This window comes from Duganella zoogloeoides, from assembly GCF_034479515.1.
In the GTDB taxonomy this organism is placed as follows: domain Bacteria; phylum Pseudomonadota; class Gammaproteobacteria; order Burkholderiales; family Burkholderiaceae_D; genus Rugamonas; species Rugamonas zoogloeoides.
Genome location: NZ_CP140152.1, coordinates 2,916,238 through 2,930,330 on the forward strand (window position 1 = coordinate 2,916,238; position 14,093 = coordinate 2,930,330).

Genomic DNA, 14,093 nt, shown 5'->3' on the forward strand with positions numbered 1-14,093 from the left:
GTTAGGCGACGATGTTGAGGCCACTGTCCACATAGACCGTGCTGCCGGTAAGCCGGTGCGCATACGGCGATGCGAGATAGGCGCAGGTGTTGCCCACATCGACAATGTCCACCAGTTCGCCGATCGGCGCGCGTTCCACCGCATCGTTGAGCAGGCGGTCGAAGTCCTTCAGGCCCGATGCGGCCCGGGTTTGCAGCGGCCCCGGCGAAATCGCGTGGACCCGGATCGCCTGCGGTCCCAGCTCGTAAGCGAGATAGCGGCATGCCGCCTCCAGCGCCGCCTTTACCGGGCCCATCACGTTGTAGTTGGGGACCACCTTGTTGGCGCCGTGGTAGCTCATGGCGAACAAGGTGCCGCCCCCGGTCATCAGCGGCGCGGCCAGTTTTGCCATGCGCACGAACGAATGGCACGACACGTCCATCGCCTGCAGGAAGCCGTCGAGCGAACAATCGAGCAGACCGCCCTGCAGGTCGGCCTTCGGTGCAAAAGCGATCGAGTGGACCACGATGTCGAGTGGCCCCTGGCCTGCCAGTGCAGCAAACAGCGCTTCCAGCTGACCCGGCTGGGTAACGTCGAGCGGCAGCAGCTGGGCGTCGATCTCCGCGGCCAGCGGCGCCACGTGCGGATACGCCTTCTCGTTCAGATACGTCAGCACCACGTCCGCACCGAGCTTGCGGAACGCCAGCGCGCAGCCCCAGGCGATCGAGTGCTCGTTGGCCACGCCAACGACGAGCGCGCGCTTGCCGGCCAATATCGGATAAACGGTTTCGGTATTCATTGCTGCTCCAGGATGTCAAGGGTGTGGCGGGCGATCATCAGTTCCTCGTTGGCGGGCACCACCCACACGGGCACGCGACTGCCGGCGGTGCTGACGCGGCGTACGCCGTCGCCACTGCGGTGGTTGGCGGCGGCGTCGAGCTGCACGCCGAGCCAGGCAGCATCGCGGCAGACCGCTGCGCGTAGCGCCGTGCTGTTCTCGCCGATGCCGCCCGAGAACACCAGCGCGTCGAGGCCGCCCAGGGCGGCGGCCAGCGAACCGAGCTCGCGCCCGATGCGGTAGACCAGCAGCGCGATGGCCGCCTGTGCGCGCGGATCGCCGCTTTGTTCCAGCGTGCGCATGTCCGACGACAGGCCGGACACACCCAGCAAGCCCGACTCCTGGTACAGCAGTTTTTGTACCGCCGCCACATCCATGCCCAATTCTTCGATCAGGTAAAGCACCACGCCGGGATCAAGCGCGCCGCAGCGCGTGCCCATCGGCAGGCCATCGACGGCGGTAAAACCCATGGTGCTGGCCACGCTGCACCCGCCGCGCATGGCGCACATGCTGGCGCCGTTGCCCAGGTGCGCGGCCACCACCTTGGCGTTGGCCAGGTGCGGATCGGCCTGCGGCAGCGTGGCGGCAATGTATTCGTACGACAGGCCGTGGAAGCCGTAACGGCGAATACCGAGGTCGGTGATGCGGGCCGGCAGCGCAAACGCCTGCGCTGCGGCCGGCTGGCCGGTGTGGAAGGCGGTGTCGAAGCAGCCCACTTGCGGAACCTGCGGCGCCATGGCGAACATCGAGCGTACCGGGGCCAGGTTGTGTGGCAGGTGCAGCGGCGCCAGCGGCACCAGGGTATCGAGCTGCGCCAGTACGCCGGCGTCCAGCAGTTGCGGCCCGCTGTAATCGACACCGCCGTGGACGATGCGGTGACCCACGGCCACCACGCGCCGCCCGGCCAGGTGCGACTGCGCGAAGTCGATCAGGAAGCGCATGCCCGCCGCGTGGTCGATCGCGCCGCCGCTCCAGCGGTGTTCGTCGATGACGGCGCCGGCGGCGTCCTGCGCCACGAAACGGGTCACGCCCGCGTACAGGTTCTCGATCTTGCCGCGCATGGCCAGTTCGAGCGCGGCGCCATCGTAGAGCGAGAACTTGATGCTCGACGAGCCGGCGTTGATGACGACGATGCTGTCCGTGGAATTCATCGTTCAGGCCACCACGTTGGCGCTGCGCAGCCGGTCGTGGGCCACCAGCACCGCCACCGCGCACGAGGCCAGGCGCGCGGACACCGTGTCGGCGCGGCTGGTGAGCACGATCGGCACGCGCGCGCCCAGGACGATGCCGGCGGCCGCCGCGCCCGCCATGAAGCTCAGGCTCTTGGCCAGCATGTTGCCGGCTTCCAGGTCGGGTGCGACCAGCACGTTGGCCCGCCCCGCCACCGGCGAGACCAGGTGCTTGATGGCGGCGGCGTGCGGGTCGATGGCGTTGTCCATGGCCAGCGGGCCGTCGAGGATGGCGCCGGTGATCTGGCCGCGGTCGGCCATCTTGCACAGCGCGGCAGCGTCGATGGTCGAAGGCATCTTGGCGCTGACCGTCTCCACCGCCGCCAGGATGGCGACCAGTACCGGGTCGAAGCGCAGCACGTGGGCCAGGTCGATGGCGTTCTGCACGATATCGACCTTGTCGGTCAGCGTGGGCACGATGTTGACGGCGGCGTCGGTGATGATCAGCGGGTCGGACCGGCCCGGTACGTCCATGACGAAGCAGTGGCTCAATCGGCGCGCCGTGCGCAGGCCGGTGGCCGTGGCCACCACGGCGCCCATCAATTCGTCGGTGTGCAGGCTGCCTTTCATGAGCACGGCCGCGCGGCCCTCGTGCACCAGCTCCACCGCGCGCGCGGCCGAGGCGTGGCTGTGCGGCGTGTCTTCGATGGGCAGGCCGGCGATGTCGAGGCCAGCCTCGTCGGCCACCTGGCGGATGCGCGCCGCAGGTCCGACCAGGATCGGTGCGATCAGCCCGAGCCGGGTGGCGTCGAGCACGCCTTCGAGCGCGCTGCGGTCGCACGGGTGGGCCACGGCGACCGTGACGTGGCCCGATTTGCGGGCGGCGTCGATCAGGCGGTCGTAGTTCGGATGAGGAATTTGCGTAACAGTCATCGTTGCTCCTGTGCGATATCAACGTCCATCATAACCAATAGTGCAAAAAACGCAATCGAAATTGCTGCGCTGCGGCAATACTTGCTTGCGGCGTGCTAGCGACAAACTGTCAGCCGGTTGCGCACTCGGCAGCTTGGGCAGGCGCTAGTATGCGTCATGCCTTCCATCAACTATTCCATCCGCCGCGCCTCGAACGTGGTACTGCTGTGCGCCAGCGCCTCGGCCTCTGCGCAAGTTTCCCCCATTGCGGCCGGGCCTGGCGACCTCCCTGCGGCCGCGCGTGGGGCGTTGCCTGCTGCCGGTCCGACGACCGTGCGTGGTGCGTTGCCTGCCGCCGCCGCTGTGCCAAATACGGCACCTGCGGACAAAGAGGAGAAAACAGTCAAAGCCGACCCGCCCGAACCGGAAGCCGACGCCGCCGCCGGCATAGCGTCGGTCACGGTCTCGGCCGAACGCCCCACCAACCGCATCGACCGCCAGGTCTATGACGTCAAGGACGATGCCGCCGCCAGCAATGCGTCGGTGGCCGATGCGCTCAACAAGGTGCCGTCGGTGGCGGTCGATCCGGATGGCACGGTCACGCTGCGCGGCAGCACCAATGTGCAGATCATGGTCGATGGCAAGCCGTCGGCGATGTTGCAGGGCGAGAGCCGGGGCGCCAACCTTGCCGCCATGATGGCCGACAGCGTGGAGTCGATCGAGGTGATCAACAATCCCGGCGCCCAGTTTGGCACCGATGGCGGCGGCGGCCCGATCCTCAACCTGGTCACGCGGCGCAACCGCAAGCCGGGCGGCATGGCCTCGGTGGGCGCTAACGGCGGTACTGGCGGCCGGTACAACAGCTCGGCCTCGGGCACCTATAACGAAGGTCCATGGGGCGTCCAGGGCAGCATCAACGTGCGCCACGATGGCCGTAACAGCACCGGCGACATCGTGCGCGACCGCATTTCGCCATTCACCGGCGAGCGTTCGCACACGGTGCAGCGCGCGCGCCAGGAGGGGCTCAACGACTCGGCCGGCATCAACGGCGCAGTGACCTACAACCTGAACGCGCGCGACACGCTGCAGGCAAGCGCCTCGTACAATGCGCGCAGCAACGACAATCGCGGCATTGACTCGTATGTGCTCACCGACAGCCGCCCGGTCGTCACCAGCGATTACAGCCGCAGCAGCCGGCGCAGCGGCGACAACACCGGCTACAGCTGGGGCGGACGGCTCGATCACAAGGGCGATATCGACGGCGAGCTGCTCAAACTCGACCTGCGCGTGTCCGGCGCGGACAACAGCAGCAACAGCGCCTACGCCAATACCTACAGCGTGCGGCCGCCGGGCCGGCTCGACGCCCAGGCGCGCCAGGCCAACCTGAACGACAAGCGCGTGGCCGACTTCACCGCCGACTACGAGCGCCCGGTGGGCCAGTCGATGGTCAAGGCCGGCTTCAAGGCGGTCAGCACCCACAACGATATCGATGCCCGTTACTTCGACATCAATCCGCAAAGCCAGGTGGAAACCGTCAGCAGCACGCGCACCAACCGCTTCCAGCTCGACGAGACCATCGTCGCGCTGTACGGCACCTGGCAGACGCGGTTGAACGATCGCTGGGGCGCGATGGGCGGCTTGCGCGTCGAGCACACCGACCTCGACATCAACCAGGTCACTACCGGCGTGCGCGCCAACAACAGCTATGTTAACTACATCCCGAGCCTGTTCGCCACCTACAAGGTCTCGAGCGAGAGCAACCTGCGCTTTGCCTATGCCAATCGCCTGCGCCGACCCGGCGACTACGAGCTGAACCCGTTCGTGATCTATCTCGATGAATTCAATGTGCGGTCGGGGAACACGAAGTTGAAACCGACGCGCACCAACTCGTTCGAGCTGGGCTACGAAAGCCGTTTGTTCGGCATGGACGCCAATGTACGCGGCTACTACCGCAAGGACAGCGACGCCATTTTGTCGCGCCGCTACTTCATCAACCAGTCGGTGCTGCTGTCCACCAGCGACAACGGTCCCGGCTCTGCCGCCAGCGGCCTCGAATTCAGCCTCAGCGGCAAGCTGATGCCAACGCTCACGCTCAATGCCAGCGGCAACCTGGCGCGCAGCGAGCAGCGCATCCTCGACGAAACCGGGCAAAGCAACCGGCGCGCCACCAATTCGCTGAGCGGACGCGTACGATTGAGCTACCAGTTCACGCCGCAGACCACCGTGCAGTCGATGCTCAATGCCCAGGGGCGCACCCTGGTGGGCCAGGGCTACCGCGAACCGACCACCACCTTCAACTTCACCGTGCGCCACGCGTACACGCCGCGCCTCGACCTGCTGCTCGACATACAGGATGCCTTCAATGGCAACAAGATGGCGTTCATGAGCGACACCAGCACGCTCAAGGAAAACTCGCTGCGGCGCTACGACGGCCGCGTTATGTACCTGGGCATGCGCTACCGCTTCGGCGGCGCCACGCCCCCACCACGCCGGGCCGGTGGCGCCAATCCCGGGGCGCGGCCCGCAGCCGGGTCGAATGCCGGTGCGGGGACAGCCCCCGCCAGGATGCCGGGCGGCCGCTGACACCTGAGGCAATCAAACCAGGCGCTTGCCGGGCATCGGCTGACGTCGGCGCCAGCAGAACCCGGCGCATGCCCGGCAGTCGCTAACGCCGGCGCCAGCCGAACCAGGCGCAAGCCAGTACCGGTATGCCCAGCGCGACGGCGGACAGGTAGTCCCAGAAGCCGTCGCCCAGCAGCGCCGACAGCAGGCCGATCACGGTCAGCACGGCCATCACCAGCGGGCCGCCCCACAGGCGTCTGAAATGGTCGGTCATGACGGTTCTCCCGGGCTGATGGTCTGGACGCCGCGCTTGAGCCACAGGTAAATCCCGCTGCCGAGCACAATGATGGCGGCGATATCGAGCATCGCCCACAGGAACTGCAGCCAGCCGCCGCCGTAATCGCCGAAGTGCAGCGGCTGCGAGACCAGCAAGGCGGTCAGGTACCACGGCAGTTCGCGGCGGTCGGTGATCTCGCTGGTTTGCGCATCGACCAGCACTGGCTTATACAGGCGCGACGTCAGCGGCTGGTCGCCATGCATGAAGATGCCGTAATGGTGCGGACTGGAGAACGCGGTGCCGGGGAACGCCACGAAGCCGACCTGCATTGCCGGTTCGGCAGCGGTGGCGTTGGCCATCGCCGTTTCCATCGAGCCCAGCTTGCTTGGCGTGGGCATGCCCTGGTAGGGCGCAATCATGGCGGCCACCTCGGTGTACTGGTAGTACTTCACCAGCAGGTCGGCCCAGGTATTGATCATGCCGGTGGCGCCCACCACGAACAGCCAGGTGAGCGTGACAATGCCCAGCATATTGTGCAGGTCCAGCCATTTGACGCGCGGGCCACGGGTGCGCCGCACCTCGCCGAAATGCAGCTTGCGCATGAACGGCGCGTACAGCACCACGCCCGAGATGATGGCCACGATCAGCAGCAGCCCCATGAAACCGAGAAACAGCTTGCCCCACAGGCCCGCGTACAGGTCCACGTGCAGGTGAAACATCACGCCGAGAAACGTACCCTCGAAGCTGGGCTCGCCCAATACCGTGGCGGTGCGGGCATCGACCGCGATCGACTTGAACTGTTCCGACGTCGGTGTATCGCCCATGGTCAGGTACCAGATCTCGCGCTCGTCGGCCTCCTGCGACATATACATCATGACCTTGTTCGGATACAAGGCCTTGCCGGCGGCGATCACATCATCGAGGCTGGCCTTGGGCGTCGCCGCCGGCATGACCGGCGCCTCGATGGCGTTGCCGAGCAGGTGGTCGATCTCGTGGTGGTAGATCAGCGGCAGCCCGGTGATACACAGCAGCAGCATGAACACCGTACACACCAGGCTGCTCCACTTGTGGACCCAGGCCCAGCGCCGGACATTAATGGTTTTCATCGTTAAATAACATTCACGCAAGAGAATCGCAAATGATAATGCAAATCGTTACTGTTTAATAGATATTGCGGCGCAGGCGTTGCATGTGCAGGTCGTTCTGGTCGAGCCACAAGCGGGCGTCGTCGAGCTGGCGTTCCAGGCGGCGCAGGTGGTCCACCAGTTCGCGCCGCTCCTGTTCGCGGCGGCGGTTCTGCTTGTCCGATTCGTCGGTGGCCGGTTTCTCCTTGGTCGGCTGGTTGTTGCGGATGTCGCGGTCCAGGCGGTCGAGGCGCTTGCGGCCGTCGTAGATCCGCGCTTCGAGCTGGCGCGCGTCTTCGACTGCCTGGTGTTGCCGCACTTCGGCGCTGGCGAAGTCCTGGCCGCTGAAGTACGCGTGTTTGAGCTTGTCGCGCAGCGGCGGGCCGCAGACTTCGATCGCCATGCTGCGATTGGCGCGGCCGTGCTCGAAGGCGTTTTCCGGCACGCAGTAGCGGGCGTTCTCCGCTTCCCAGGCGCGGGTGTAGATGGAGCGGGTGTCGGGAATGGCGAACACGCCGTCGCGGCGGGCATTGGCAATGCGTTCTTCCAGCAGGAACGGTTTGCCGTAGCCGTCTTCCCTGCCCGCCTGCTCCCAGTATTCCATCAGGCGCTTTTCCCACGCCTGCCGGTACTCGGCTTCGAAAATCTTCAGGCCCTTTTGCCGCGCTTCGCGGCCGCGCACGCCGAATTCGGAACCGGTCACCGCATCGCGCGCGCCGAGGTTGCGCCAGTAATTGATGATCTCGCCGTTCCAGGCGGCGCGGTACACGTCTTCCTGCACTTGCACGCCAAGGCTGCGGGCGTTCGATGCACGCTTCTGCAGTTCGCTGTCAGGCACGCCGTTGCTGGCATCATTGGTGCCGGCGTCCTGCCAGAACTGGCGGTTGCCCACCTGCCAGCCGTTGCTGTAGGCGGCATCGTCGAAGCGGATCCCCGCTTGCGCGGCCTGGCTGCGGCCCGCGTCCCTCGCGGTCAACGGCTGGCCGGCCACGCCGTCGCGCTTGCCGATCCCTTCCCAGTACAGGGAATTACCCTTGAGCCAGCCGGCTTCATAAGCGCCCTGGTTGGGCGGGGTCTTGCGCTTACGCATGTCCTCGGCGGCAGCGCGCGCGGCAAACTGTTGCGGCGCGCCGCGCATGCCATCGGCCGCGCCCAGCCCCGACCACAGCTCGGCGTTGCCCTGCTGCCAACCGGTGGTGTAGCGGGCGGCGGCGTCGGTGGTGGCGGACTTGCCGCCATCGACGTGGTCATCGCAAAAATCCTTGCGCTCGGCAAAATTGGGCGGCGCCCCTTCCGCGCCGTCGGTCTTGCCGAAATGCTGCCAGTCGCCGACCTTGCAGGCGGCGATGCGCTGCTTGATCGCGGCGGAACAGCCGGCCAGCAGCACGGCAAGAATCAGGGGGAGTACACGGGTGGAGAGCGTCATGGCATTCAGATTTAAAGTTTCAGCTGCGCAATTATAGGGCCTGGAATCGCTATAATTGCCAATCTTTCACCGCATGGAACCTTACATGAGCTATCGATTGCGTTTTCTTTTCGGCGTTCTGGCGCTGGCCGGGCTGCACGGCGCGGCCGTGGCCGATACCTTCGAGGTCATCGAGTCCGCGCCGCTCAAGCAGGTGTGGCTCAATGCCGGCTTTTATTCTTACCATTTCGATCGCGACAAGGGGCTCAACAACAGCAATCCGGGACTCGGTGCGGAATATCGTTTCTCGACCGTGGCATCGGCAACGGTGGGACGCTTCTATAACAGCGACCGGCAATATTCGAATTACGTGGGCGTGTATTACCAGCCGTTCAGCATCGGGCCGGTGCGACTGGGCGCGGTAGTCGGCGGGTTCAACGGCTACCCGAAAATGCGCGACGGCGGCTGGTTCCCGGCCGCGATACCGACAGCCAGCTTCGAGTACAAGAGCGTGGGCGTGAACGTGGCGGTGGTGCCGAAGTACAAGGATCGGCTGTATGGGGCGTTGTCGATACAGTTGAAGTTGAAAGTATTCGAGTAAAAAAAATCCCCGCTTGCGCGGGGATCGCTTAGTTAAGCAGTTACTCAGTTGCGGGACTTCGACACGGCGATCTGGTCGAGGATGTGCTTGGGCACCGCCGCGTAGTGCTTGAACTCCATCGTGTAGGTGGCGCGGCCTTGCGACAGCGAACGCAAGGTGGTCGAGTAGCCGAACATTTCCGCCAGCGGCACCAGCGCGCGGATGATCTTGCCACCACCACCGGCAATTTCATCCATGCCCTGCACCATGCCGCGCCGCGACGTCAGGTCGCCCATGGCGTTGCCCATGAACTCTTCCGGCGTTTCCACCTCGACCTGCATCATCGGTTCGAGCAGCACCGGGTCGGCCCGGCGCATGCCTTCCTTGAACGCCATCGAACCGGCCATGCGGAACGCGTTTTCGTTCGAATCGACGTCGTGGTACGAGCCGAAGGTGAGCGTTACCTTGACATCGACCACCGGGTAGCCGGCCAGCACGCCGCTGCGCAAGGTTTCCTGCACGCCTTTATCGACCGCCGGAATGAACTCGCGCGGCACCACGCCGCCCTTGATCGCATCGACGAACTGGAAGCCTTTACCGGGTTCGAGCGGTTCGAGCGCCAGCACCACGTGGCCGTACTGGCCGCGTCCGCCCGACTGCTTGACGAACTTGCCCTCGACATCCGTGACGGCTTTCTGGATCGTCTCGCGATACGCCACCTGCGGCTTGCCGACCGTCGCTTCCACGCCGAATTCGCGGCGCATGCGATCGACCAGGATTTCCAGGTGCAGCTCGCCCATGCCGGACATGATGGTCTGGCCCGACTCTTCGTCCGAATGCACGCGGAACGACGGATCCTCCTGCGCCAGGCGATTCAAGGCAATCCCCATCTTTTCCTGGTCGGCCTTGGTCTTCGGCTCCACCGCCTGCGAAATCACCGGCTCCGGGAAGATCATTTTTTCCAGCACGATCACGTGGTCGGGGGAACTGAGGGTGTCACCGGTGGTGACGCCTTTCAGACCGACGGCCGCCGCGATATCGCCGGCATACACTTCCTTGATCTCCTTGCGCTCGTTGGCGTGCATTTGCAGGATGCGGCCCAGCCGCTCTTTTTGCGACTTGGTCGGGTTATAGACGGTATCGCCCGAATTGACCACGCCCGAATACACGCGGAAGAACGTCAGTTGGCCCACGAACGGATCGGTCATGATCTTGAACGCCAGCGCCGAGAACGGATCGCTGTCGGCCGGATGGCGCTCGATCGGCCGGTCCTGCTCGTCGGTGCCTGCAATGGCGGGCACGTCCACCGGCGACGGCAGATATTCGATCACCGCATCGAGCATGGCCTGCACGCCGCGGTTCTTAAACGCGCTGCCAGCGAGCATCGGCACGATTTCGTTGCGGATGGTGCGCAGGCGCAGGCCGGTCTTGATCTCGTCTTCGGTCAGCGGCTCGCCTTCAAGGTATTTGTCGAGCAGCTCGGGCGTGGCCTCGGCCGCCGCTTCCACCAGCTTGTCGCGCCATTCCTGCGCTTGCGCCTGCAAGTCGGCCGGGATGTCCTCGTACGTGAACTTCACGCCCAGGCTCTCGTCGTCCCAGTTAATCGCGCGCATTTTTACCAGGTCGATCACGCCGTGAAAATTGTCCTCGGCGCCCAGTGGCAGCTGGATCGGCACCGGCGCGCCCTTCAGGCGGTTGGCGATCTGTTCGCGCACGCGCAAAAAATCGGCGCCGACGCGGTCCATCTTGTTGACGAAGGCGATGCGCGGTACCTTGTACTTGTTGGCCTGGCGCCACACGGTTTCCGATTGCGGCTGCACGCCGCCCACCGCGTCATAGACCATGACGGCGCCATCGAGCACGCGCATCGAGCGCTCCACTTCGATAGTGAAGTCGACATGGCCCGGGGTATCGATGATGTTGATGCGGTGCTCGGCAAAGTTGCCGGCCATGCCTTTCCAGAACGCCGTGGTGGCGGCGGAAGTGATGGTGATGCCGCGTTCCTGCTCCTGCTCCATCCAGTCCATGGTGGCCGCGCCGTTGTGTACCTCGCCGATTTTGTGATTGACGCCGGTATAAAACAGGATACGCTCGGTGGTGGTGGTTTTGCCGGCGTCGATGTGGGCGCTGATGCCGATATTGCGATAGCGCTCGATAGGGGTTTTGCGGGTCATCACAGCTCCTCGTACACAACTGGTTTGGGTAGTCTCAGGTGCGGCGCACACAGAATATTTCAAGCAGTAAAGTTGTTTCCAAATGTGCGACGTACCGAACAGCAATTAATATAGTCTCTGGACTAAACTGCAAGCTTACATCTCACCGGGAATATCTGCATGACTGTCCGACCGAAAACCGCCCTTTTCCTATCCTTTGGCATGGCCCCCGTCCTCGCTTTGGCCCAGGTAGCCGCCACCGACACACCCGAACTTGAATTGCGCATCGAACGTTGCTCGGTGCTGGGCGACGCCAGCGCGCGGCTGGCCTGCTACGACGGCCTGGCACGCAAGACGCCGGGCGGCCAGGTAGCCGCCGCGCCGGCCACCGGCGGCCCGGCCACCGAGGCGGAAAAAGTGGCGGCGGCGGATGCTCCTGCCCGTACCCAGCCCGACGCCCCGCCGCCCCCACCGGAAGCCGTCTTGCCGCCGAAAGTGGCCGAGCTGACCACCATCCCTGCCGAAGACAAGGTCTCGCGCATGGTGCAGTCGTGGGAGCTGGACCGGTCGGCCAAGCGCGGCGTGTTCAATTTCCGTCCGCACCGCGACAGCTACCTGCTGCTGGCCAATTACAGCAGCGGCAATAACGACCAGCCTTTCAAGGAATTTTCGCCCGACGGCCTCGAAGCGCAGCACGTGGAACTGATGTACCAGCTCAGCTTCAAGATGAAGATGCTCGAGCAGGCGTTCGGCTACCCGGTCGATCTGTGGTTCGGCTACACCCAGGAAAGCTTCTGGCAGGCGTACAACCGGTCGGAATCGAGCCCGTTCCGCGAAACCAATTACCAGCCCGAGCTGATGGTGACCACGCCGCTGGCGCTCAACCTCGGTGGCGTCGATGTGCGCTTCCTGACCCTGGGCATGGTGCACCAGTCCAACGGCCAGACCTCGACGCTGTCGCGCAGCTGGAACCGGATTTACGCCCAGATCGGCGCCGAAAAGGGTAACTTCGCGGTCAACTTCCGCCTGTGGAAGCGCCTCGACAATTCACGCTCGGACAACGACAACATCGACATTACCGACTACCTCGGCCACGGTGACGTCACTGCCAGCTACCGATGGGATGGCCACGAAATCTCGATGCTGGCGCGCCGCAACCTGCACACCAACCACGGCGCGCTGCAAGTGGGCTGGGCGTTCCCGGTGGCGGCCAACCTGAAAGGGTATGTGCAGGGCTTCAGCGGCTATGGCCAGAGCCTGATCGACTACAACTATGCACAGAAGTCGATCGGCGTCGGCGTGAAAGTGGATTTCTAAGTCGTCTCAACGGCGCGCGCCGCCACCGAGGATGCGCGCCGGCAGCATGACCACGGCGCGCAGCAGCTCGAACACGCCCTCGACGCCGATGCCGATCAGGCGAAACGGCAACGTCAGCAGCCAGCACAGCGGATAGAGCACCAGCGCCAGCAGCGCCAGCGGCCAGCACACCAGCAGCAGGAACAGCCATAATAAAAAACTGAACATATAAAAACTCCCGGATCACAATGGTGTCGATGCTGATACTGTAGTGACCGGGAGTTTTTGCTGCAACGATGGTGCGACCGGTTGCAGCCAGGCGGGGATCAGGCGGGGAAAAGGCAGGATGAACGGCGTGGCGGACCGGGGTGGTGGACCGGGGTGATGGACCGGGTCGTGGACCTATTGTTTGTGGACCTGTTGGTTGTGGACCTGTTATTGGCCGACGCAGATGATCTTGGTTACGTACTCGTGCGCATTCGGCTTTTTCCTGGCCGACCACGCAATCGCCTCGTTGGCCTGGTCGATGGTCAGCACCGACGCCTTGTCCTTCGACTTGATGAACGAGACGCCCTCGAAGGCGCCTTCCTTGCTGCGCATCACCTTGGCAAACACCGGGGGCTTGGTGTCGCCGTCGGCAATCTTGTTTTGCTGGACGAGGTAGCGCTGGTCGATCTGTTCCATCTTCTTCAACTTAAAAATATAAAAGCGGAAGTATACGCTGTTCCCGTCCAGTCCACAGCAGCAACTTAGGCGAAAGCCGGCGCGTGTGCCACGGATTGCGTGGCCGCCTCAAAAACCAGCTCGGCCTTGAGCGACGCCTGCAGCGACGGAATCGAACCGCCGGCGCGGTACTGGAAGCTCACTTCCAGCACATCGCCCGCGCGGGCCTTGACCGGCAGCGCCAACGGCAAGGTCATGTAGTGGTTGAGCCAGTCGATGGTGGTGGCGCGGTCCTGCACCACGGCCAGCACATTCTTGGTCACGAAACGCATGGCATTGATCTCGCCGGTGCGCTCGACTACGAACTTGCCCTGCCACGTATAGGTCAGCTGGTTGGGCTGGCTGAAGTCGATGATACTGTACACGGCCGGATGGGCCATTTCCACGGTGCCCGGGTACACCACCTGGGTTTCCTGGAACTGCACGATCGGCGCATAAAAGCCTTCGAAATCGTATTCCTGCTGCAGCGGCTGCACTGCCATGATTACCGCTTCGGGCAGGAACACCGGCAGCGGGCCGCCAAAGCGTTCCAGGTAGCGGCGCTTGAACGATTCGATCACTTCCACCTGTTTTTCGCGCAGCATGGCCACGTGGATCATTTCGCAGATCACCACGTCCACCGGTTCCGGCGGCAGGTATTCGAAGGCGTCGGCGTGAATGACTTCCACTTTTTCGCCATTGGGATTGAGCGCCAGCATCTTGCGCGCCTCGCGCACCATGTCCGGGTTGAATTCCACGCAATACACTTTGGCAGCCTTGGCTGCCGCAAACCACGACAGCACGCCGGTGCCGCCACCGAGCTCGAGGACCTTGGCGCCGGGCCGGACCGCGTAATCGATCGCCGATTTGAACCCGTGCATGCGGTTTTGGTCCATCAACATATTGTGATGGTAGTGGACTGGAATGAATTGCCCCAGATAGCAGCTTTCGATCTCGCGTTCGTTCAGCATGGATGTCCTCGATTTCCTTCTATTAACAAACTATGAATCGCACTGTCCCTGGATGCAATGCGGATAGGCTCATTATCAAGAATTTCGCTTCGGCATGATGTTACGAGATGGACAGGAATTACCCG

13 protein-coding genes are annotated in these 14,093 nt (G+C 64.0%); 3 read left to right on the forward strand and 10 right to left on the reverse strand.

Annotated features, from left to right (window positions below):
• Nucleotide 1: 1 nt before the first annotated feature.
• From fabI to SR858_RS12900, 3 genes are read right to left on the reverse strand one after another with little or no spacing between them, the layout of a single operon-like run.
• Entirely contained in the window at nucleotides 2-778 is a 777-nt protein-coding gene (gene fabI / locus SR858_RS12890; RefSeq protein ID WP_019921202.1) for an enoyl-ACP reductase FabI, read from the reverse strand.
• Complete coding sequence (locus tag SR858_RS12895) at nucleotides 775-1,968, reverse strand: acetate/propionate family kinase (RefSeq protein WP_019921203.1); 1,194 nt, start codon at nucleotides 1,966-1,968, stop codon at nucleotides 775-777. Before SR858_RS12895 ends, fabI begins: the two co-directional genes overlap by 4 nt.
• A 3-nt stretch (nucleotides 1,969-1,971) precedes the next feature.
• Nucleotides 1,972-2,919, reverse strand: coding sequence for a phosphate acetyltransferase (locus SR858_RS12900; protein WP_019921204.1), 948 nt, complete (start codon nucleotides 2,917-2,919; stop codon nucleotides 1,972-1,974).
• 156 nt (nucleotides 2,920-3,075) lie between these two features.
• On the opposite strand from SR858_RS12900, the gene SR858_RS12905 reads away from it, so the two are divergent.
• Nucleotides 3,076-5,481, forward strand: a complete 2,406-nt coding sequence (locus SR858_RS12905; protein WP_019921205.1) for an outer membrane beta-barrel family protein — start codon at nucleotides 3,076-3,078, stop codon at nucleotides 5,479-5,481.
• Nucleotides 5,482-5,563: 82 nt separating this feature from the next.
• On the opposite strand, the gene SR858_RS12910 is transcribed toward SR858_RS12905, so the two are convergent.
• From SR858_RS12910 to SR858_RS12920, 3 genes are read right to left on the reverse strand one after another with little or no spacing between them, the layout of a single operon-like run.
• The gene (locus SR858_RS12910) at nucleotides 5,564-5,734 is read right to left on the reverse strand and encodes a hypothetical protein (RefSeq protein WP_019921206.1); all 171 of its coding nucleotides are present in this window, start codon (nucleotides 5,732-5,734) and stop codon (nucleotides 5,564-5,566) included.
• Nucleotides 5,731-6,843 carry a PepSY-associated TM helix domain-containing protein gene (locus SR858_RS12915; RefSeq protein WP_019921207.1) on the reverse strand — a complete coding sequence of 371 codons (1,113 nt, stop codon included), beginning with the start codon at nucleotides 6,841-6,843 and terminating at the stop codon, nucleotides 5,731-5,733. The genes SR858_RS12910 and SR858_RS12915 overlap by 4 nt, the downstream gene beginning before the upstream one ends.
• A gap of 55 nt (nucleotides 6,844-6,898) precedes the next feature.
• The gene (locus SR858_RS12920; protein WP_019921208.1) at nucleotides 6,899-8,287 is read right to left on the reverse strand and encodes a DUF2799 domain-containing protein; all 1,389 of its coding nucleotides are present in this window, start codon (nucleotides 8,285-8,287) and stop codon (nucleotides 6,899-6,901) included.
• Between the two features lie 85 nt (nucleotides 8,288-8,372).
• Between SR858_RS12920 and SR858_RS12925 the strand changes: the two genes are divergently transcribed.
• Nucleotides 8,373-8,867, forward strand: coding sequence for a hypothetical protein (locus tag SR858_RS12925; RefSeq protein ID WP_026637177.1), 495 nt, complete (start codon nucleotides 8,373-8,375; stop codon nucleotides 8,865-8,867).
• A gap of 44 nt (nucleotides 8,868-8,911) precedes the next feature.
• Here SR858_RS12925 and fusA read toward each other — a convergent pair whose 3' ends face one another.
• The gene (gene fusA, locus SR858_RS12930) at nucleotides 8,912-11,020 is read right to left on the reverse strand and encodes an elongation factor G (protein WP_019921210.1); all 2,109 of its coding nucleotides are present in this window, start codon (nucleotides 11,018-11,020) and stop codon (nucleotides 8,912-8,914) included.
• Nucleotides 11,021-11,221: 201 nt separating this feature from the next.
• Between fusA and SR858_RS12935 the strand changes: the two genes are divergently transcribed.
• On the forward strand, nucleotides 11,222-12,316 hold the full coding sequence (locus tag SR858_RS12935) for a phospholipase A (protein WP_040377590.1): 1,095 nt from the start codon (nucleotides 11,222-11,224) through the stop codon (nucleotides 12,314-12,316).
• 6 nt (nucleotides 12,317-12,322) lie between these two features.
• Here SR858_RS12935 and SR858_RS12940 read toward each other — a convergent pair whose 3' ends face one another.
• From SR858_RS12940 to SR858_RS12950, 3 genes are all read right to left on the reverse strand, one after another.
• Nucleotides 12,323-12,523, reverse strand: a complete 201-nt coding sequence (locus SR858_RS12940; RefSeq protein WP_019921212.1) for a hypothetical protein — start codon at nucleotides 12,521-12,523, stop codon at nucleotides 12,323-12,325.
• Nucleotides 12,524-12,730: 207 nt separating this feature from the next.
• Complete coding sequence (locus SR858_RS12945) at nucleotides 12,731-12,979, reverse strand: hypothetical protein (protein WP_019921213.1); 249 nt, start codon at nucleotides 12,977-12,979, stop codon at nucleotides 12,731-12,733.
• A 65-nt stretch (nucleotides 12,980-13,044) separates the two neighbouring features.
• Nucleotides 13,045-13,968: a methyltransferase domain-containing protein gene (locus SR858_RS12950; RefSeq protein ID WP_019921214.1), complete on the reverse strand. Its 924-nt coding sequence runs from the start codon at nucleotides 13,966-13,968 to the stop codon at nucleotides 13,045-13,047.
• Between the last annotated feature and the right edge of the window lie 125 nt (nucleotides 13,969-14,093).

What these genes read in the sequence shown, in the direction of transcription:
- fabI (WP_019921202.1), bottom strand. Translation starts at nt 778, where the DNA reads ATGAATACCGAAACCGTTTATCCGATATTGGCCGGCAAGCGCGCGCTC.
- SR858_RS12895 (WP_019921203.1), bottom strand. Translation starts at nt 1,968, where the DNA reads ATGAATTCCACGGACAGCATCGTCGTCATCAACGCCGGCTCGTCGAGC.
- SR858_RS12900 (WP_019921204.1), bottom strand. Translation starts at nt 2,919, where the DNA reads ATGACTGTTACGCAAATTCCTCATCCGAACTACGACCGCCTGATCGAC.
- SR858_RS12905 (WP_019921205.1), top strand. Translation starts at nt 3,076, where the DNA reads ATGCCTTCCATCAACTATTCCATCCGCCGCGCCTCGAACGTGGTACTG.
- SR858_RS12910 (WP_019921206.1), bottom strand. Translation starts at nt 5,734, where the DNA reads ATGACCGACCATTTCAGACGCCTGTGGGGCGGCCCGCTGGTGATGGCC.
- SR858_RS12915 (WP_019921207.1), bottom strand. Translation starts at nt 6,843, where the DNA reads ATGAAAACCATTAATGTCCGGCGCTGGGCCTGGGTCCACAAGTGGAGC.
- SR858_RS12920 (WP_019921208.1), bottom strand. Translation starts at nt 8,287, where the DNA reads ATGACGCTCTCCACCCGTGTACTCCCCCTGATTCTTGCCGTGCTGCTG.
- SR858_RS12925 (WP_026637177.1), top strand. Translation starts at nt 8,373, where the DNA reads ATGAGCTATCGATTGCGTTTTCTTTTCGGCGTTCTGGCGCTGGCCGGG.
- fusA (WP_019921210.1), bottom strand. Translation starts at nt 11,020, where the DNA reads ATGACCCGCAAAACCCCTATCGAGCGCTATCGCAATATCGGCATCAGC.
- SR858_RS12935 (WP_040377590.1), top strand. Translation starts at nt 11,222, where the DNA reads ATGGCCCCCGTCCTCGCTTTGGCCCAGGTAGCCGCCACCGACACACCC.
- SR858_RS12940 (WP_019921212.1), bottom strand. Translation starts at nt 12,523, where the DNA reads ATGTTCAGTTTTTTATTATGGCTGTTCCTGCTGCTGGTGTGCTGGCCG.
- SR858_RS12945 (WP_019921213.1), bottom strand. Translation starts at nt 12,979, where the DNA reads ATGGAACAGATCGACCAGCGCTACCTCGTCCAGCAAAACAAGATTGCC.
- SR858_RS12950 (WP_019921214.1), bottom strand. Translation starts at nt 13,968, where the DNA reads ATGCTGAACGAACGCGAGATCGAAAGCTGCTATCTGGGGCAATTCATT.